Source organism: Curtobacterium sp. MCBA15_007 (genome assembly GCF_001864905.1).
In the GTDB taxonomy this organism is placed as follows: domain Bacteria; phylum Actinomycetota; class Actinomycetes; order Actinomycetales; family Microbacteriaceae; genus Curtobacterium; species Curtobacterium poinsettiae.
Window position 1 is genome coordinate 161760 of the sequence record NZ_MJGM01000001.1, and the last position, 17887, is coordinate 179646.

At 70.9% G+C, this 17887-nt stretch carries 19 protein-coding genes; 7 read left to right on the forward strand and 12 right to left on the reverse strand.

What is annotated here, in order from left to right; genetic code table 11:
• Positions 1-208 precede the first annotated feature (208 nt).
• Both BIU95_RS00780 and BIU95_RS00785 read left to right on the forward strand, forming a co-directional pair.
• Positions 209-1009 (forward strand): sugar phosphate isomerase/epimerase, encoded by an 801-nt coding sequence (locus tag BIU95_RS00780; protein WP_031260100.1) that lies wholly within the window; start codon positions 209-211, stop codon positions 1007-1009.
• The gene (locus BIU95_RS00785) at positions 1006-2121 is read left to right on the forward strand and encodes a Gfo/Idh/MocA family protein (RefSeq protein WP_056072597.1); all 1116 of its coding nucleotides are present in this window, start codon (positions 1006-1008) and stop codon (positions 2119-2121) included. Before BIU95_RS00780 ends, BIU95_RS00785 begins: the two co-directional genes overlap by 4 nt.
• 144 nt (positions 2122-2265) lie before the next feature.
• Here the strand turns inward: BIU95_RS00785 and glgX are convergent, their stop codons facing one another.
• The 4 genes from glgX to BIU95_RS00805 all read right to left on the reverse strand — a co-directional run bounded on the left by glgX (position 2266) and on the right by BIU95_RS00805 (position 5829).
• Positions 2266-4284, reverse strand: a complete 2019-nt coding sequence (glgX, locus tag BIU95_RS00790) for a glycogen debranching protein GlgX (RefSeq protein WP_071249939.1) — start codon at positions 4282-4284, stop codon at positions 2266-2268.
• 59 nt (positions 4285-4343) lie between these two features.
• The gene (locus BIU95_RS00795) at positions 4344-4958 is read right to left on the reverse strand and encodes a TetR/AcrR family transcriptional regulator (RefSeq protein WP_017887769.1); all 615 of its coding nucleotides are present in this window, start codon (positions 4956-4958) and stop codon (positions 4344-4346) included.
• A gap of 133 nt (positions 4959-5091) precedes the next feature.
• Positions 5092-5628 carry a MarR family winged helix-turn-helix transcriptional regulator gene (locus BIU95_RS00800; RefSeq protein ID WP_017887770.1) on the reverse strand — a complete coding sequence of 179 codons (537 nt, stop codon included), beginning with the start codon at positions 5626-5628 and terminating at the stop codon, positions 5092-5094.
• An 18-nt stretch (positions 5629-5646) separates the two neighbouring features.
• Positions 5647-5829: a hypothetical protein gene (locus BIU95_RS00805; protein WP_017887771.1), complete on the reverse strand. Its 183-nt coding sequence runs from the start codon at positions 5827-5829 to the stop codon at positions 5647-5649.
• 226 nt (positions 5830-6055) lie between these two features.
• Here BIU95_RS00805 and BIU95_RS00810 point away from each other — a divergent pair, with 226 nt between their 5' ends.
• Both BIU95_RS00810 and BIU95_RS00815 read left to right on the forward strand, forming a co-directional pair.
• Positions 6056-6514 (forward strand): Hsp20/alpha crystallin family protein, encoded by a 459-nt coding sequence (locus BIU95_RS00810; protein WP_017887772.1) that lies wholly within the window; start codon positions 6056-6058, stop codon positions 6512-6514.
• Between the two features lie 11 nt (positions 6515-6525).
• The gene (locus BIU95_RS00815; protein ID WP_017887773.1) at positions 6526-6852 is read left to right on the forward strand and encodes a hypothetical protein; all 327 of its coding nucleotides are present in this window, start codon (positions 6526-6528) and stop codon (positions 6850-6852) included.
• Positions 6853-6921: 69 nt separating this feature from the next.
• Here BIU95_RS00815 and BIU95_RS00820 read toward each other — a convergent pair whose 3' ends face one another.
• Together BIU95_RS00820 and BIU95_RS18040 are read right to left on the reverse strand one after the other, a co-directional pair.
• Positions 6922-7803 (reverse strand): manganese catalase family protein, encoded by an 882-nt coding sequence (locus BIU95_RS00820; protein ID WP_031260104.1) that lies wholly within the window; start codon positions 7801-7803, stop codon positions 6922-6924.
• A 112-nt stretch (positions 7804-7915) separates the two neighbouring features.
• Positions 7916-8122, reverse strand: coding sequence for a hypothetical protein (locus tag BIU95_RS18040; protein WP_139179578.1), 207 nt, complete (start codon positions 8120-8122; stop codon positions 7916-7918).
• 177 nt (positions 8123-8299) lie between these two features.
• Between BIU95_RS18040 and BIU95_RS00825 the strand changes: the two genes are divergently transcribed.
• From BIU95_RS00825 to BIU95_RS00835, 3 genes are all read left to right on the forward strand, one after another.
• The gene (locus tag BIU95_RS00825; protein WP_017887776.1) at positions 8300-8986 is read left to right on the forward strand and encodes an SDR family NAD(P)-dependent oxidoreductase; all 687 of its coding nucleotides are present in this window, start codon (positions 8300-8302) and stop codon (positions 8984-8986) included.
• 250 nt (positions 8987-9236) lie between these two features.
• Complete coding sequence (locus BIU95_RS00830; protein WP_056072616.1) at positions 9237-10448, forward strand: sensor histidine kinase; 1212 nt, start codon at positions 9237-9239, stop codon at positions 10446-10448.
• Positions 10445-11116: a response regulator transcription factor gene (locus tag BIU95_RS00835; RefSeq protein WP_056072621.1), complete on the forward strand. Its 672-nt coding sequence runs from the start codon at positions 10445-10447 to the stop codon at positions 11114-11116. The genes BIU95_RS00830 and BIU95_RS00835 overlap by 4 nt, the downstream gene beginning before the upstream one ends.
• Here the strand turns inward: BIU95_RS00835 and BIU95_RS00840 are convergent.
• The 6 genes from BIU95_RS00840 to BIU95_RS00865 all read right to left on the reverse strand — a co-directional run bounded on the left by BIU95_RS00840 (position 11113) and on the right by BIU95_RS00865 (position 17860).
• Positions 11113-11871: a triose-phosphate isomerase family protein gene (locus BIU95_RS00840; RefSeq protein WP_042538028.1), complete on the reverse strand. Its 759-nt coding sequence runs from the start codon at positions 11869-11871 to the stop codon at positions 11113-11115. The genes BIU95_RS00835 and BIU95_RS00840 overlap by 4 nt on opposite strands.
• A complete protein-coding gene (locus tag BIU95_RS00845) occupies positions 11868-13574 on the reverse strand; it encodes a dihydroxyacetone kinase family protein (RefSeq protein ID WP_056072624.1) in 1707 nt (568 codons plus the stop codon). The genes BIU95_RS00840 and BIU95_RS00845 overlap by 4 nt, the downstream gene beginning before the upstream one ends.
• Complete coding sequence (locus BIU95_RS00850) at positions 13571-14962, reverse strand: MFS transporter (protein WP_017887782.1); 1392 nt, start codon at positions 14960-14962, stop codon at positions 13571-13573. Before BIU95_RS00850 ends, BIU95_RS00845 begins: the two co-directional genes overlap by 4 nt.
• 120 nt (positions 14963-15082) lie before the next feature.
• Positions 15083-15871, reverse strand: coding sequence for an SDR family NAD(P)-dependent oxidoreductase (locus BIU95_RS00855; RefSeq protein WP_042538032.1), 789 nt, complete (start codon positions 15869-15871; stop codon positions 15083-15085).
• A gap of 16 nt (positions 15872-15887) precedes the next feature.
• A complete protein-coding gene (locus BIU95_RS00860) occupies positions 15888-16841 on the reverse strand; it encodes a 3-hydroxyacyl-CoA dehydrogenase family protein (RefSeq protein ID WP_071249941.1) in 954 nt (317 codons plus the stop codon).
• The gene (locus BIU95_RS00865; protein WP_017887785.1) at positions 16838-17860 is read right to left on the reverse strand and encodes a sugar phosphate isomerase/epimerase; all 1023 of its coding nucleotides are present in this window, start codon (positions 17858-17860) and stop codon (positions 16838-16840) included. The genes BIU95_RS00860 and BIU95_RS00865 overlap by 4 nt, the downstream gene beginning before the upstream one ends.
• Positions 17861-17887: the final 27 nt, after the last annotated feature.

Here is a 17887-nt window from a genome sequence, read left to right on the forward strand (position 1 = left end):
TTCCGACGCGAGCATACATCGACAGGTGTCGTCTGCAACACCGGGCCCGTCACGGGCCGTGAGGTGCGGGCCGTCCGGGCCGCGTCACACGGGGCAGCAAAAACTACACACCGGGTGGTTTTTGGGGTAGCGTCGTCATCGATCTCGCCGCGGAGCATCGCTCCTCGACGGGCCGCGACACCCAGACAGGATCGAAGGAGCCTCTGCAATGCCCACCACTTCTGTGCAGCTGTACTCGCTGCGCGACGCCATCGCCGAAGACCTCGACAAGGCCATCGCCCGTGTCGCCGAGATCGGGTACGAGAACGTCGAGCCCTACGCGTTCGTCGAGCGCGCCACCGACCTCGAGCGTGCGTTCGCGGCCACCGGCCTCAAGGCTCCGTCCGGCCACGTCGCCGTGATCGACGCCGAGGACACCGCGCCGATCTGGGACGCCGCCGAGCGCCTCGGCATCCACACCGTCATCGACCCCTTCATCCCGACCGACCGCTGGCAGACCGCCGACGACGTCGCGAAGATCGCCGAGCGCGTCAACGAGCTGACCGCCGAGGCCGCCGGCCGTGGCCTGCAGTTCGGGTACCACAACCACCAGTGGGAGTTCACGAACAAGGTCGACGGCCGCACCGTCTACGACCTGTTCGTGTCGCAGTTGTCGCCGGAGACCGTCCTCGAGGTCGACACCTTCTGGGCGACCGTCGGTGGCGCCGACGCCCCCACCGTGCTCACGGGCCTGGGCGACCGCGTCGTCGCGATCCACGTCAAGGACGGCAAGGTCGACGGTGACATCCGCACCGCGCTGCCCTCGTCCGAGAGCGCCCTGATCGTGCCCGAGGCACTGCAGCGCGCCTTCGAGAACCAGACCCCCGCCGGCCAGGGCGACGTCGACGTGGCCGCCATCCTCGCCGCCGCACCCGAGGCCATCCGCGTGGTCGAGTTCGACGCGTACAAGGGCGACGTCTTCGAGGGCATCACCGAGTCCCTCACCTGGCTCAAGGACAACGACAAGTGAGCCGCGTCGGGATCGGCATCATCGGTGCCGGCAACATCTCCACCCAGTACCTCGAGAACCTGACGAAGTTCGCCGACGTCGAGGTCCGCTTCGTCGCCGACGTGCTGCTCGACCGCGCTGCTGCCCAGGCGGCGGAGTACGGCGTCGCCGCGTCCGGCACGGTCGAGGAACTCCTCGCCCGCGAGGACATCTCGATCGTGATCAACCTGACGATCCCGGCCGCACACGCCGAGGTCGACCAGCAGATCATCGACGCCGGCAAGCACGTCTGGAGCGAGAAGCCGATCGCCACCGACCACGCGTCGGCCGCGGCGGTGCTCGAGTCGGCGAAGGCCAAGGGCCTGCGCGTCGCGACCGCTCCGGACACCGTGCTCGGCGCGGGCATCCAGACGGCGCTCCGTGCCATCGCCCGCGGCGACATCGGTGAGCCGCTCTCCGCGACCACGCTGTTCCACGTCCCCGGACCCGAGGCGTGGCACCCGAACCCGGACTTCCTGTTCGCCACCGGTGCCGGCCCCCTGTTCGACATGGGCCCGTACTACGTGACGACCCTGGTGCACGCGTTCGGCACCGCCTCGCGCGTGCAGGCCGTCTCGTCGAAGTCGCTCGACCGTCGCACGATCGCGTCCGGCCCCCGCGCCGGCGAGACGTTCCCGGTCGAGGTCCCGACGCACCACGCGGCCCTGATCGAGTTCGCCGGCGGGCAGTCCGCACAGTCGACGTTCTCGTTCCAGCACGCCCTGCCGCGCATGGGCTTCGTCGAGATCAACGGCACGCTCGGCACGATCTCGCTGCCCGACCCGAACACCTTCGAGGGCTCGTCGCAGCTCTGGCGCTACGGGCAGGACGAGCCCGAGACGCTCGAGGCGGTCGGCTCCACCTGGGGCCGTGGCACCGGTGTCGTCGAACTCGCCCGCGCCATCGCCGAGGACCGCCCCGAGCGTGCCTCCGGCGCCGTCGCGCTGCACGTGCTCGACGTCCTGCTCGGCATCCGTGACGCGGCCGAGTCGGGTTCCGCCGTCGACATCACGTCGACCGTGGACGCGATCCCGCCGCTGCCCGAGGACTTCGACCCCGCGGCAGCCGTGCTGACCGCGGGCGCGAACGCCTAGGAGCGCCGCGCGCACCACGAGCACCACTTCGTGAGCAGGAATGGTCGGGTCCCCACCGGGAACCCGACCATTTCTGCTCACCAAGCGAAGCCGCGCGAGCGCCCCGCCCGCGCGAGCGAGCCCGCGCGAGCGCCGCGCCCCGCGTCAGACCAGCGCGGTGAAGGACGCGTCGCGCACGAGCAGCGTCGCCGCGTCGCCCACCACGGCCTGGTCGGGGTCGCTCGACAGCCCGAGCGACCAGTTGCCGCCGCCCGGACGCTCCGGCAGCGTGAACTCCACCGTGGTGCCCGACGCGTTCAGCAGCACGGCCACGGTGTCGTCCCCCTGGTGCAGCACGAGCGTCACGGCCCGGTTGCCACCGTCCGCCCAGTCGCCGTCCTCGAACCCGGCGGCGTCGGCGCGGAGCACGCTCACCGTCGACTCCGAGTCACCGGGCGCGGTGCGGAACCACTCCGGACGCAGTGCCCGGTGCTGTCGACGGAACGCGATCGCCGCCGTGGTGAAGGCGAGCAGGTCGTTGTCGGCGGCGGCCCAGTCGAACCACGAGATCTCGTCGTCCTGGCAGTACGCGTTGTTGTTGCCGCCCTGCGACCGGGCGAGTTCGTCGCCACCCAGGATCATCGGGACGCCGGCGGAGAGCAGCAGGGTGCCGAGGAAGTTGCGGCGCTGCCGGTCGCGGTAGTCGTTCACCGCGCCGTCGTCGGTCGGGCCCTCGATGCCGCCGTTGAACGAGGTGTTGTCGCTCTCGCCGTCGTTGTTGTCCTCGCCGTTGGCCTCGTTGTGCTTGTCGGCGTACATCGTCAGGTCGGCCAGGGTGAAACCGTCGTGGGCGGTGACGAAGTCGACCGAGCAGAGCGGTGATCGGCGCGACCCCTCGTAGACGTCCGGGCTGCCCAGGACCCGCTGGACGGCGTCGCCCAGCGCACCCTCGTCACCACGCCAGAAGGAGCGCAGGTCGTCGCGGTACTTGCCGTTCCACTCGGACCAGTCGGCCGGGAACCCGCCCACCTGGTAGCCGGCGGTGTCCCACGGCTCGGCGATCATCTTGACCTCGCGCAGCACGGGGTCCTGGTGGATGATGTCGAGGAACGCGGAGTGCTTCTCGGCCTCGCCGTCCTGGCGGGTGAGGGTCGTGGCCAGGTCGAACCGGAAGCCGTCGACGTGCATCTCCTCGACCCAGTAGCGGAGCGAGTCCATGATCAGCCCGAGCGCTGCCGGGTGTCCGACGTTCAGGCTGTTGCCGGTGCCGGTGGTGTCGAAGTAGTTCGCCTCGTCACCCTCGACCAGCCGGTAGTACGACTGGTTGTCGATCCCCTTGAAGGACAGCGTCGGGCCCATGTGGTTGCCCTCGGCGGTGTGGTTGTAGACGACGTCCATGATGACCTCGAGTCCCGCGGCGTGCAGGGCCTTGACCATCGACTTGAACTCGGCGACCTGCTGCCCGGCGGTGCCCGAGGACGAGTACTCGTCGTGCGGCGCGAAGAAGCCGATGCTGTTGTAGCCCCAGTAGTTGCGGAGCCCCTTGTCGAGCAGCGTCGAGTCCTGCACGAACTGGTGCGTCGGCAGCAGCTCGACCGCGGTGACGCCGAGGTCGGTCAGGTGCTTGATCGCCGCCGGGTGGGCCATGCCGGCGTAGGTGCCGCGGATCTCCTCGGGGACGTCCGGGTGCTGCTTCGTGAAGCCCTTGACGTGCACCTCGTACACGACGGTTTCGGTGAGCGGGGTCCGCAGCAGGCTGTCGCCGTCCCAGTCGAAGGACCGGTCGGCGACGACGGACTTGGGCATCGCGCCGGCCGAGTCGGTGTCGTCGAGCTGCTCGGGGTCGTTCATGTCGTGACCGAAGAGCGCCTGGCCCCACTCGTACTCGCCGTCGATCGCGGTGGCGTAGGGGTCGAGCAGGAGCTTCGCGCCGTTGTGACGCAGGCCGTTCGCCGGGTCCCACGCGCCGTGCACGCGGAAGCCGTAGCGGGTGCCGACGGCCACGCCGGGCACGACGTCGTGGAAGGTGTAGCCGGTGCGGTTGCGGAGCTCGGTGCGGTGCTCGGTGCCGTCGTCGTCGAAGGTGCAGAACTCGACGCGCTCGGCGGTGCTCGAGAACAGGGCGACGTTGGCGCCCCCGTCGACGAGCGTGACGCCGAGCGGGGTGCGCGTGGAAGTGGTCATGCTGCCCTTCTACCGGCCGGTCGCTGTGCCACCGGCAGTCTGGCCGTACCCCTGGCCGCTCAGCGCACCGGCGGGACCAGCTGCTCCAGCAACCGCAGCACCCGTTCACCGTCGACGGCGTCGGGGTCGAGCAGCCACTGCACCTGCAGCCCGTCGGACGCCGCGATGCTCAGGCTCGCCAGGTCGACCGGGTCCAGGTCGGTGCGGATCCGTCCGCTCGCCTGGTCCGCCTCGATGAGCACGGCGAGTTCGGCGCGCAGCCGGGCGAAGCGTTCGCGCATGAAGTCGCGCGTGGCCGGGTGGCCTTCCTGCACCGCGTCGGCGGCGAGGGTCGTGTACAGCTGCACCAGCCCCGGCACGGCACGGTTGCGCGACGCGCTCTCGCGCATGTCGCCGATCGCCGACTTCATCCGGTCGGGTGCGCCCTGCTCGCGGACCTCGTGCTCCCGGTAGACGGCGAGCAGCAGTTCGTCGCGGCTCGGGAAGTAGTGGCGGAGTGCCGCGTGCGTGATCCCGAGGGCCTCGGCCACGGAACGGAGCGACGAAGCGTCGACCCCCTGTTCCGCGACCATGCGGATCATCTCGTCGAGGATCTGGGTGCGCCGCTCGGCGCCCTTGCGGTACCCGCCGCGGCGCGGCTGGGCCGCGTCGGCGTCGTCCGCGGGGTGGGTCATGCACCCAACTTACCGTTGGAAGGTTTTTACGCCACCGTCGGACGGGAGGCCCGTGGCGGGCGCACCACGGGCCTCCCGTCCGCATCGCGGTCGCGCCGCACCCGTCGGGTCGCGTCAGCCGGGCGCGCTCGCGTCAGTCCTGGTCGTCGACCGTGTACTCGTCGACCGGCGCGGGCGAGCCCGCGGCGAGCGCGTCGACGATCTTCGTGAGCGAGTCGGCGAGGACGGCGTTGTCCGCGTCGGGCAGCTGCTCGAGCACCTGGACGACGGCCTCGTGGAACCGTGCGTACGAGGCGTCGATCTTCTCGGTGGCCTGGTCCGTGGGGGCGAGCACCTGCGCACGGCGGTCCGTGGGGTGCGCCGCGCGGGACAGCAGCCCCTTCTGCACGAGCCCGTCGACGATCTTGGTGACCGACGCGTTCGAGACGGCGAGCATGACGGCCAGGTCCTTCGGGCCCGTCGTCCGGCCGTCCCGGTGCGCCTGCAGCAGGTACCGGACGGCGAGGAACTCGTTCTTCGTCAGGCCGCTCTCGATGCGGGCGGACTCGATCTGCTGGTCCTCGGCGTGCTGCAGGCGGAGCAACGCGTCGACGGCGGTCTTCGCGGCCCGCGACTCGGGTTCGCGGGTGTAGAGGTGGACGTGCTCTCGACGGACGACGGTCAACGGCATGGGGTCATGCGCTCCTTGCTATACGGCAGGCGTGGTGAAGAAGTCCGCGTAGGACGGCTCGGAGCGACCGGCGAGCAGCGAGGGGTCCTGGATGCGACGCGCGACGTACGCGTCGATGACCGCCGGGTCGGTGAGGCCGACGCGCGTGTGGCTGCTGCCGATCGTCGCGACCCGAGGCATCCCGGAGTACGTGCTGTGCATGTCCTGTCCCGCCCTTCTTGCTTGCCGTGTGTCCCGTTCGGACGGCTGAACTCTTTCACACAGTGAACGGTCAGTTCAACGAACCATTCGCGCTGTGTACGTTTTGCGCGCTGCGTGGTTCTCGGCGTCCTCTGAGCGTTCTTTTGGCACTCGCCAGGGTCGAGTGCTAAAACGGTGGCAGTTGAGTCGAGGGGACTCAACGAGAACCACGAAGGAGTTGATTTCGATGACGATGAACTTCGATCCGTTCCGCGAGCTCGACCGACTCGCGGGTTCGCTCCTCGGCACCGCCGCCGGCCCGCGCTCGATGCCGATGGACCTGTACCGCACCGGGGACCACTACGTCCTCGACGTCGACCTGCCCGGCATCGACCCGGGCTCCGTCGACATCGACGTGGACGGTTCCGTCCTGACCATCCGCGCCGAGCGCACCCTGGGCGCGCCCGAGGGCTCGCAGTGGCTCACCCGTGAGCGCCAGCCCGGCACGTACGTCCGGCAGCTGACGCTCGGCGACGGCCTCGACGCCGAGCGCATCACCGCCGGGTACGACAACGGCGTGCTCAGCGTCACGATCCCGGTCAAGGAGTCCGCGAAGCCGCGCAAGATCGCCGTCACCGTCGGTGGCGGGTCCGAGCAGCTCGCGGTCGGTTCCGGTGCCGCCGGTTCCGGCACCGCCGCCGAGTGAGGAGCTGAGCGATGACGTCCGTCCTGCTGCACGCGGTGGTCGCGGTCCTCGTCGTCACCGCGGCGCTCGCACTGACGAGCCTGGACCGGCGCACCGCCGTGCTCCTCGGGGCCACCGGCAGCCTGACCGGCACGTTCCTGGCCTGGCTCGCCGCTCCACGGCTCCTCGAGCAGTCGCTCCTGGCGCCCTGGGTCGCGTCGGTGCTCGGCACGGCCCTGCTGATCGCAGGGTGGAGCGCGGTCCGCGCCTACTCGGGCATCTTCGAGGCACCGCGCGACGAAGAACCCGAGACGGGGGCGCTGATGACCGTGGGCGGGTCCGCCCCGTCGGTGCGGTGACCACCTGACGGACAGGAGGCCCGGTGCACGTCGTGCGCCGGGCCTCCCGTCGTTCCGTGGGTTGCGGGACTACTCCTTGTGCAGCGTGTCCTGCACCAGGCCGGCCGTCTTCTCGACGACGTTCGGCAGCTCGGTGGTGCCGTACAGCCGGACGTCGGGGTGGGTGGGCGGGGGCATCGGGACCGAGGTCGTGGGGCCGTCGTGGTACGAGTACTCGCCCTTGCCGTCGAACGAGGGGCCGCTCGCCCACGGGCCGTTCTTCGCCTCGGCACCGTCGGAGAAGTTGAGGTACTGGTAGCTGACCTCCTGGTTCTCCTTCGACTGCGGGAAGTTGCTCGGCACGGGGAAGCCCTCGACGCCCTGCTCGCGCAGCTCAGCGGCGGCGGTCGCCCACATGTTCTGGTGCATCGTGTCGCGGGCGATGAGGAAGGACAGCAGGTCCCGCACGCCGTGGTCGTCGGTCATGTGGTAGAGCCGGGCGGCCTGCACACGGCCCTGCATCTCGGCGTTCTCGTTCGCCGTGAAGTCGGCGAGCAGGTTGCCGCTGGCGGTGATGTACGAGCCCTGCCAGGGGTTGCCGTTGCTGTCCACTGGACGGGCGCCCGCACCGGCGACGATGGCGTGCTGGACGTCCGTGCCACCGACGATCGCGGCGACCGTGGGGTCGTCCTGCACCGCGTCCTCGGTGATGCCGAGCGGGGACTTCTCGAGCAGCTGCGCGATCATCGTCGCGAGCATCTCGACGTGGCCCATCTCCTCGGCGCCGATGCCGAACACCATGTCGCGGTACTTGCCGGGGATGTGCATGTTCCACGCCTGGAACTGGTACTGCATGGCGACGGAGATCTCCCCGTACTGGCCACCGAGCACCTCCTGCAGCTTGCGGGCGTAGACGGCGTCGGGCTTGTCGGGCGTTGCCGTGAACTGCAGTTCCTGCTTGTGGAAGTACACGTGGCTCTCCTTCACTCCAGCGGGTGCCCGTCGATCGAGCGGGTCCGTGTGCGATGGTCGGCGCGACCGCCTCAGCGCCGCCTCAAGGAAAGCCAGATCGCGCAGACGGGCGTCAGCGTCCTCTCCCGCGTCGACGCAAGGCGACGACCCCGGCCCACACCGTGCAGCCGGTGAACCCGAGAACGAGCACGGACACGACGGGGATCGCGAACCCGTCTCCGATCGACTGCTGTCCGCGGAGCCAGACGACGACGAGGAGCAGTACCAAACACCCTGCGGCGATGATCGTCGCGACATTGCCAGCTGATCGTGAGCCCATGTCCACCTCGTTCCGTTGCGATACCCACCGCATGCACACCTGACGGCTTGCTTGTGATTCCTCAAGAGTAAGTTCGTTGGACGAAGATCTGACCACCGGAGCTCCTGCCCCCATCGGGTGGGGGCTCCGGTGCGCGACGGGCGGGCAGACCGCACCGTCCCGGCATAGCGTGGCCGCGTGGACCTCGAACTCAAGAACCGTGTCGCACTCGTCGTCGGAGGCAAGGGGTACATCGGTACCGCCGTCGCCGACCGCCTCCGCACCGAGGGGGCGACCGTCGTCGTCGCTTCCCGCAGCGCCGAGGACTCCGACGGCAGCGTGCCGATCGACACCGCCTCGCAGGAGTCGGTGGACGTTGGCATCGCCGCCGTCCTCGAGCGGCACGGGCGCATCGACGTGCTGGTCGTGACCGCTGCCCCGAGCGCGAGCACCCTCGACCCGGCCCGGAAGTCCGACCCGGAGCAGGTCCTCGACGCGATCGACGGCAAGGCGCTCGGGTTCCTCCGCGTCGCGAACGCCGTGCTCCCCGCCCAGCGCGAGGCCGGATTCGGTCGCGTGGTCGTGGTGAGCGGGCAGAACGCCTACTTCTCCGGCAACATCACGGCGTCGCTCCGGAACACTGCGGTGAGCGTCATCGCAAAGAACCTGGCCGACGACGTGGCGGGCACCGGGGTCACGGTGAACGTCGTCAACCCCGGGACCGTGACGGACACCCCGTCCGCCGAGGTCCGCCCAGGTGGCCCCGGCGACTCGACACCGCAGCAGATCGCCGACCTCGTCGCGTTCCTGTCGTCGCCGCTGAACGCGGTGTCTGGCGAGTCCGTCTCGATCGCGCACCGGCAGCTGGGATCCGTCGTCGTCTGATCCCCGAGTACCGGGTGATCGCCCCTCGCTTCACCCGCAGGGACGAAGCGCTTCGCCCCTGCGCCCGATGCCCCGGCGACTCCGCGCCACGAGTCTGGTGACATGGAGTCCTCGACGAAGCACACGATCGCCACGCTGCTGCTCTGCGCCGCGATCGTCACCACGACCGTCATCGCCCTCGCCGCCATGACCGCGGGCGCGTGACGTCGGTCCGCGCTGCACGGCGTGGGCGGCATGCGATGATCGAGCCGTGACCGAACGGGGCAGGTTCCTCCGGCCGCTCGCCACCCGGTCGATCGCCGTCGACGTGGCCTGGGCGGCCCTGGCGGCGTTCGTCTTCCTGCTGCCCATCGACCTCGAGCTCGAGCACGCGAGCCTCGCCGCGGTGCTGTCGGCCTCGGTGGCGATCGCCCTGCGCCGCATCTCCCCGTCCGCTGCGATGGCGATGGTCGTCGTCCTCGGGGTGATCCAGGTCGGCGGCGGCGAGCGCCCGTCGCTTGTGGACCTCGCGATGTTCGTCGTGATCGGGACCGCCGCGGTCGTCGGCACCCGCACCGAGGTCGTCGTCTCCGGTGTGCTCGCGGTCGTCGCCGGCGCTGGGGCGACGGTCTACCTGGCGTCGACCGGCTTCCGGTTCCTCGTGCTCATCAACGGTCCCCGCGACCAGGCGTTCCTGGCGATGGCCGCCCCGGTGACCGCGCTGCTCGGTGTCTGGGCGGGCGGGGTCGCCGTCCGCGCCTTCCGCTCCCGCGACCGCGAGTCGGAGCGCCGTGCCGACGCCGAGGCCGCAGCCTCACGTGCCGAGGCCGTCGCCACCGAGGCCGAGGCCACCGCCACCCGCGCGATCGACGTCGCCGAGTCCGAACGCATCCGCGCGGACATCGCCCGCGACGTGCACGACGTCGTCGGCCACTCGCTCGCGGTCATCATCGCGCAGGCCGACTCGGTGCCGTTCCTGGCCGACGAGGCGCGCATCCGAGCGGTCAGTGCCACCATCGCGAGCACCGCCCGGAGCTCCCTGGTCGAGGTCCGACAGGTCCTCGGGCACATCGACGGCTCCGCTGAGGCGACCGGTCCGGGCTCGCTCGAGGAGATCGTGCAGGGCATCCGCGACGCCGGGGTCGACGTCGACCGCACGGTGCGCGGGGTCCCGCTGGCCCTGCGCCCGGACACCGGCACCGCTGCCCGCCGCGTGCTGCAGGAGATGCTCACGAACGCCCTGCGCCACGGCGCCCCCGGCAACCCGGTCGTCGTGCGGGAGACCTGGCGGAACGCCGACCTGGTGCTCGAGGTCGAGAACGTCGCCGGTGACGGCACCACCGCCGGCTCGGGCCGCGGGATCGACGGCATGGACTCGCGCCTCGGCGCCCTCGGTGGGTCGTTCGACGCCGCCGTGCTGGACGACGTGTTCACGGCACGCGCCCGCATCCCGTTCGACGTCCAAGGGGGACCCGTCCGATGACCGAACCGATCAGGATCCTGCTCACCGACGACCAGGCGCTGTTCCGCGCCGGGCTCCGGGTGGTGCTCGATGCCCAGGACGACATGCGTGTGGTCGGTGAGGCCTCCGACGGGGCCGAAGCGCTCGCGCTCATCCCCGAGGTGCGGCCCGACGTGGTGCTGCTCGACATGCGGATGGCCGGGATGGACGGCGTGGAGACCGTCCGGCAGCTCTACTCCGGCGCCGTCCCGGGTCCGCTGCCGCGCGTCGTCGTGCTCACCACCTTCGGGCTCGACCCGGCGGCGGCGACCGCGATCCGGCTCGGCGCCAGCGGGTTCCTACTCAAGGACACCACGCCGCCGTTCCTGTTCGCCGCTGTGCGGGCCGTGCACGAGGGCAGCTCGGTCATCGCACCGAACGACCTCGCGCAGCTGTTCGGCACCGACGTCGCTCGGGCCCCCGCACCCCAGCCGCCGGAGTTCGCGACTCTGACCGAGCGGGAGCGCGTCGTGTTCGGGTGGGCGTCCCGCGGCCTGTCGAACGCCGAGATCGCCACGAAGGAGTACGTCACCGAGTCGACGGTGAAGACCCAGATCTCGAGCATCCTGGGCAAGTTGTCACTGCGCGACCGGGTGCAGCTCGTCGTCTACGCACACGACCACGGGCTGGCGGGCACCCGCGAGGACTAGTCCGCGGCGACCTCGTCGAGGATCGCCTCGACCGCTGCCGGGTCGTGGGCGAAGCGTCCGAGGAACAGCCCGCCGATCCGGCCCTGCCCCCGCGTGAGCAGGCCGGGTCCGGCGCTGCCCCCGTAGAGCACGGTGCTGCCGTGCAGCTCCGGCCGGGTGGCGAGGTGCTGCTCGATCCCGGCGAGCACCGCCACGATGTGGTCGTCCGGTGCGGGTACCGGGGCGCCGATCGCCCACACCGGTTCGTAGGCGACGGTCAGGGGTCCGGCGCGCCCGTCCGCGACGGCGGTCGACACGGCCCGGTCGAGCTGCGCGGTCACCGCCGCCACGGCCTCGGTCGGATCGGAGGCCCGGTCCGGCTCCCCGACGCAGACCAGCGGACGCAGGTGGTTCCGGAACGCCGCGTGCACCTTCCCCGCGATCGTCGCGTCGTCCTCGTGGAACAGGGAACGCCGTTCGGCGTGCCCGATCTCGACCAGGTCGACACCGATCTCCCGCAGTTCGGCGCCGGAGACCTCGCCGGTGAACGCGCCCGCGTCGGCCCACGACAGGTCCTGCGCGGCGAGCTGCACACCGGTGCCGGTGAGCAGCTCACGCACCGGGACGAGGGCCGGGAACGTCGGCGCCACGAAGAGCGACGCCGCACCCGAGCGCACCGCGGGGTGTCGCCGGGCGATGTCGGCGACCTCGGCCGCCCACGACAGCGTCCGGGCGTGCGAGAAGTACGTCTTCAGCGACACCCCGACGGTGATCACGGGGCGACCGTCTCCACGACGAGGGCGAAGGACAGCGCACCGGGGTCCGCGGTGCCGACGGCCTGGTCGGCGTGCGTCCGCGCCCGGCCCATCCTCGGCACCAGGGACTCGGTGGCGTCCGCTGCCTGACGGGCGGCACGGGCCGCGTCACCCCAGGCCTCGGCGAGCGCCGCCCCGGCGTCGAGCCGGGTGCGGAGCACCTCGTCGAACGGCACCAGCGCGTCCACCATCGTCTTGTCACCGACGGTGGCGCCGAACGCGAGCACGGCCTCGGTGGCCGCGCGGACCCCCTGCGCGACGGTGGCACCCGACGGACGCGAGTCGTCCCCGACCACGCGACCCAGTGCCTCCAGGGCGGCACCCCAGATCGCACCGGACGTGCCGCCGGCCTTGTCGGACCAGGCGTCCGCGGCGACCAGCAGGACGGTGCCGGCACCGGCACCGCGGCTGACCGCGTCGGCGGCCGCGACGTCGGCGGCGTGCGATCCGCGCTGCATCCCGATGCCGTGGTCGCCGTCACCGGCCACGGCGTCGATGCGCCCGAGTTCGTCGGCGTGCTCGTCGAGGACGGCGCGGACCGCGGCGAACCCGGCGGCGACCTGCTCGGCGACCGCACGGGACTCGTCGGTCGCCTGGCCGATGCCGACGCCCTCGGCGTCCGCCGCCACGGTGGACGGGTCGACGCGCTGTTCGGCGACGGCACCGCCCTTGCGGTAGGCGGGGGTGTCCGCGGGTGCTGCCCAGAGTTCCTCGAGCTCGTCGTCGAGCCAGAACAGCGTCAGGGAGACTCCGGCCATGTCGAAGCTCGTGACGAGTTCGCCGACCTCGGGCTCCACGATGACGACCCCGGCGTCCGCCAGGCGCCGCTGCACCGAGCGGTAGACGACGAAGAGCTCCTCGTACTTGACCGAGCCCAGACCGTTCAGGATCGGGACCACCCGCTGGCCCTCGAGTGCCACGCCGTCGGGCAGTTCGTCGAGCAGCCGGCACACCAGCAGCTCGGCCAGCCCGTCCGCGGTGGGCACGTCCGTCTCGTCGATGCCACGCTCGCCGTGGATGCCCATGCCGACCGCCATCCGGCCCTCGGGGACCGTGAACAGGGGTTCTTCGGCACCCGGCAGCGAGCACCCGGAGAACGCGACGCCGAAGCTGCGCGTCCGGTCGTTCGCCCGCTCGGCGACGGCGGTGACCGTGTCGAGGTCGTCCCCGCGCTCGGCGGCGGCGCCGGCGACCTTGAAGACGCAGAGGTCGCCCGCGATGCCGCGGCGCTTCGCGCGGTCGTCGGCCGGGGCGCTCGTCACGTCGTCGGTGACGCGGACCGTCCGGACCGGGATGCCGTCGGCCTCGAGCGTGCGGGCAGCGGCGTCGAAGTTCAGGACGTCTCCGGCGTAGTTGCCGTAGCTGAGCAGCACCCCACCCCCGTGTTCCGCGGCCTTCGCGACGCCGGTGACCTGCTGGGCGCTGGGGCTGGCGAACAGGTTGCCCATCGCGGCACCCGCGGCCAAGCCGTGTCCGACCAGTCCGCCGAACGCGGGGTAGTGCCCCGAGCCGCCGCCGATCACGACGGCGACCGTGCCGTCGGGGCTCGTGGTGGCGCGGGCGACGCCGCCGTGCACCTTCCGCACCCACCGTTCGTTCGCGGCGACGAAGCCGTCGGTCGCCTCGTCGGCGAAGTCCGCCGGGTCGTTGAACAGTCGGGTCATCGCTTGCTGCCCTTCGGGTCGGTGGTGCGGACGTGCGAGGTGTCGAGCAGCTCGTCGGCCTTGGCCCCGCGGAAGAACTTGGTGCAGAAGATCATCACCGCGGCGACGAACGCCAGGACACCGAGCGAGACGATGCCGAACGCACCGCTGTCGGTGGGCACCACCTCGTTGATCGCGGTGCGCATGATCGGGGCGACGAACCCGCCGAGGTTGCCGAGCGAGTTGATCAGGCCGATGCCCGCGGCGGCTGCGGCACCGGTCAGGAACGCCGTCGGGTACGCCCAGGTGATCGGGCCGACGGACAGGAAGCTCGCGACGGCCAGCGTGATGAACAGGATGCCGAGCACCGGCTGCCCGTTCGCCCCCGCCCACGCCGAGCCGAGGATCGACAGGCCGGTCGTGACGTAGAACAGGGTGCCCCAGCGCCGGCGTCGGCCGACGGAGTCCGCCCGCGACCCGATCAGGTAGCAGGCGACGAGCCCGACGAGCCACGGGATCGCGGTCACGAGCCCGACCTGCCAGCCGACGTCCTGCCCGAGCAGCGAGGACACCTGCTGCGGCAGGTAGAACGTCGTGCCGTACACGGCGACCTGCAGGCAGAAGTAGATGATCGTGAAGTACCAGACGCGCCCGCTCGCCATCGCGCGCCAGATGCCCTTCGGGCCGTCCTCGGTGCGAGCGGTGTCCTCGCGCTCCATGGCCGCGGTGAGCGACGCCTTCTCGCCCGGTTCGAGCCACTTCGCCTGCTGTGGACTGTTCGTCAGGAACACCAGGGCCGCGACACCGGCCAGCACCGCGAGGATGCCCTCGCCGGCGAACATGACCTGCCAGCCGTGGAACGGGGTGACCTGGTCACCGACGCTGATGAGGCCGCCGGACAACGGGGCGCCGATCATCTGCGAGAACGGCTGCGCCAGGTAGAAGATCGCGAACATGCGCACGCGCACCTTGTTCGGGAACCACTCGGACAGGTACATGATCACGCCCGGGAACAACCCGGCCTCGGTCACACCCAGGATGAACCGCAGGATGATGAACATCGTGTCGTTCGTCGTGAAGGCGAACAGTGCGGCGACGATGCCCCACGTGACGGCGATCCGGGCGAGCCAGAAGCGCGCACCGAACCGCTTGAGCAGCAGGTTCGACGGGATCTCGAAGATCGCGTAGCCGATGAAGAAGATGCCGGCGCCCAGGGCGAAGGCGGCGTCGGAGATACCGCGGTCGACGCGCAGGGCCTCTTCGGCGAAGCCGACGTTCGTGCGGTCGAGGAACGCGACGAAGTACAGGATGACGAGCATCGGCATGAGGTGCTTCGTCGCCTTGCCGATGGCGGACTTCAGGCCGGGGTCGTTCGTCGACCCGAGCGCGGGGGCAGGGGGTAGTGACACGGGTTCGCTCCTTTGCGAGCACGGTGCGGTCGTTCTGGCGTCCGGCGGTCGGTTCGGTCGTCCGGACGGGAGGCACGGATCGCGTCGCCCGGTCGGCGCGCGTTCCGCGGGCGGCTGGCCCTAGTGCATGTACAGGCCGCCGTCGACGTTGAGCGTCTGGCCCGTGACGAACCCGGCGTCCTCGCTGATGAGGTACGCGATGGCGGCAGCGATGTCCCGCGGGGTGCCGATGCGCGGCAGCACGCCGTCGGCGGCCATCTCGGCCTTCCGCTCCTCGGACAGGGTGCCGCCCATGATGTCGGTGTCGATCGGACCGGGGGCGATCGCGTTGACCGTGACGCCGCGTGGGCCGAGCTCGCGTGCCAGACCACGGGTGAGGCCGATCACGCCGGCCTTCGCCACCGTGTACGGGGTCTTGCTGAAGGTGCCGCCGCCGCGCTGGGCGGAGACCGACGACAGGTTCACGATGCGCCCGTAGCCGGACCGCACCATCGACTCCGCCGCCCGCAGGCTGGCGAAGTGCACGCCGTCGAGGTTGATCGACAGCACACGGTGCCACTCCCCCTCGGGCAGGTCGAGGTAGGCGTGCGCGGACGAGACCCCGGCCAGGTTCACGAGCGCGGTGATCGGCCGGAGTTCGGCCTCGATCGTGTCGAAGGCCGCACGGACGGCGGACTCGTCGGCGACGTTCGCACCGACACCGACGGCCCGCACGCCGTGCTGTTCGCGGATCTCGGCGGCGACCTGCTCGCTCGCCGTCTGGTCGAGGTCGACGATCCCGACGTCCCACCCGGCCTCGGCCAGGTGGTGGGCGGTGGCGCGGCCGATGCCCCGCGGTGAGGCGGCCCCGGTGAGGACGACGGTGCGGGTCTGTTCGGTCTGTTCGGTCTGGGGGTTCTGCGTGCTCATGGTTCGTGCTCCGGGCTCAGTGGATCGGTGCCGGGCCGAGCTCGTCGAGGAGCTTCTGCATCGCGACGTACGCCTTGTTCCGGTAGGCCACGAGCTCGGGCGTGCGGTCGGCCAGCACCTCGAGGTACCCGGCGCCGGACTTCGTGCCGAGTTCACCGGCGTCGACGTGCTGCTGCAGCGACGGCGGGGTGGCGAAGCGCTCGGGCCAGCGGGTCTGCAGCGACTCGAAGCAGAAGGCGTAGACGTCGAGCCCTGCCATGTCGGCGATCGCGAACGGGCCGAAGAACGGCAGGCGGAACCCGAACGTGGTCCGCACGATGGTGTCGATGTCGTCGGGGCTCGCGATGCCCTCGTCGGCGATCTTCGTGGCCTCCTCGAACAGCGCGTACTGCAGGCGGTTCAGGACGAACCCGGTCGAGTCCTTCACCCGTGCCGACTGCTTGCCGGTCGCGGCGACGACGGTCTCGCCGACCTCGATCGCGTGCTCGTTGGTGGTCGGGTGCGGGATGAGCTCGACGCCGGGGATGAACGGAGCCGGGTTCGAAAAGTGCACGCCGAGGAACCGCTCCGGGCCCACGACGGCCTCGGCCAGCGACTCGATCAGGATCGTCGAGGTGTTCGAGCCGATCACGGCGTCGGGGCGGGCGGCCTCGCTGATGCGGCGGAGCGTCGCGTGCTTGATCTCGAGCTTCTCGGGCACGGCCTCCTCGATGAAGTCCGCGTCGGCGACGGCGGCCTCGATCGACTCGGCAGCGCTCAGGTGTGCGCGGACCCGATCGACGGCGTCCTCGGGGAACAGCCCGTCGGCGACGAACTGCGCAGTCTCGGTGAGCAGCCGCTCCAGGTTCTGCTGGGCGATCTCGGCCGAGACGTCGGCGATCCGGACCGTGTGGCCGGCGAGGGCGAGGACCTGGGCGATCCCGCCGCCCATGTAGCCGGACCCGACGACGGCGATGTCGAGGGTGCTCATCGGATTGCTCCTTCGGTGCTGGTTGCTGCAGTCGGGGTCGCCGTCGCGTCGAGCTTCGTCGTCGCGAGGACGGATCGGATGTACTGCTGGTTGGTGGCGCAGACGCCGAGGCTGTCCCCGCCGTACTGCTCGGTCATGACGATCCCGCGGAACCCGTCGGCGACGGCGTCGCGCAGGACCTGGCGGTAGTTGATGAGGCCCGTCTCCATGGTGCTCGGCGCACTCGTCGCCCAGCTGCCGTCGCCGGCCTCGTCACGCGTGTAGTTCTTCACGTGCAGGTAGTTCGTGTGCGGCATGGTCTTTGCGAACAGCTCCCGCCAGTCCTCGACCGGACGGTGCAGACGGATGAGGTTGGCTACGTCCGCGTTCAGGCCGACGTTGTCGAGCCCGATCTCCTCGACCAGGCGGACCGCGCTGTCGGCAGTGCCGAGGTACGTGTCCTCGTACAGCTCGAGCGCCATCGGCAGCCCGACGCTCGCAGCGTGCTCGCCGAGCTCCCGCAGTCGCTTGACCGCGGCGTTCCAGACCTCGGGGTCGTCGGGGTCCTTCGGGCCCGGCGCCGTCCAGAACCACAGCGCCCGCTTCTGGGCGTCGGTGAACGGCTGGTGCAGCCCGGTCGAGAACACCTGCATGCCCCACTCGGCCGCCGCGTCGATCGTGCGGTGGGCGTAAGCGAGGTTCTCGTCCTCGTGCCCGGGCTGGATGACGCTCTTGCGCTGCAGGTGCACCGACGGGATCCCGATGCCGTGCGACTTCGCGACGGCGAACAGCTCGTCGCGGCGCGAGGCTTCGAGGTCAGCGGGCCGGATGTGGCTGTCAGCGAGTTCGGCCAGCGAGAAGCCGACGGCCTCGATCTGCCCGAACACCTCGTCCCACACCTCGGCGGGGGCGTCGTGGAATGCCGTCCCGTCGCGGGTGACCTGCGCGAACCCGTGCAGGCACGCGGCGACCGGCCAGGTCTCCGACGTCCAGGTGGTGGGGTCCCAATCCTGGTCGACCCAGTCCTGTGGAGTGGTCACGGAATGCTCCCTTGCATGTCGTGGTGG

Excerpts from the sequence above, each read along its gene's own strand:
- BIU95_RS00780 (WP_031260100.1), top strand. The coding sequence starts at position 209 with ATGCCCACCACTTCTGTGCAGCTGTACTCGCTGCGCGACGCCATCGCC.
- glgX (WP_071249939.1), bottom strand. The coding sequence starts at position 4,284 with ATGACCACTTCCACGCGCACCCCGCTCGGCGTCACGCTCGTCGACGGG.
- BIU95_RS00795 (WP_017887769.1), bottom strand. The coding sequence starts at position 4,958 with ATGACCCACCCCGCGGACGACGCCGACGCGGCCCAGCCGCGCCGCGGC.
- BIU95_RS00800 (WP_017887770.1), bottom strand. The coding sequence starts at position 5,628 with ATGCCGTTGACCGTCGTCCGTCGAGAGCACGTCCACCTCTACACCCGC.
- BIU95_RS00805 (WP_017887771.1), bottom strand. The coding sequence starts at position 5,829 with ATGCACAGCACGTACTCCGGGATGCCTCGGGTCGCGACGATCGGCAGC.
- BIU95_RS00810 (WP_017887772.1), top strand. The coding sequence starts at position 6,056 with ATGACGATGAACTTCGATCCGTTCCGCGAGCTCGACCGACTCGCGGGT.
- BIU95_RS00815 (WP_017887773.1), top strand. The coding sequence starts at position 6,526 with ATGACGTCCGTCCTGCTGCACGCGGTGGTCGCGGTCCTCGTCGTCACC.
- BIU95_RS18040 (WP_139179578.1), bottom strand. The coding sequence starts at position 8,122 with ATGGGCTCACGATCAGCTGGCAATGTCGCGACGATCATCGCCGCAGGG.
- BIU95_RS00835 (WP_056072621.1), top strand. The coding sequence starts at position 10,445 with ATGACCGAACCGATCAGGATCCTGCTCACCGACGACCAGGCGCTGTTC.
- BIU95_RS00845 (WP_056072624.1), bottom strand. The coding sequence starts at position 13,574 with ATGACCCGACTGTTCAACGACCCGGCGGACTTCGCCGACGAGGCGACC.
- BIU95_RS00855 (WP_042538032.1), bottom strand. The coding sequence starts at position 15,871 with ATGAGCACGCAGAACCCCCAGACCGAACAGACCGAACAGACCCGCACC.
- BIU95_RS00860 (WP_071249941.1), bottom strand. The coding sequence starts at position 16,841 with ATGAGCACCCTCGACATCGCCGTCGTCGGGTCCGGCTACATGGGCGGC.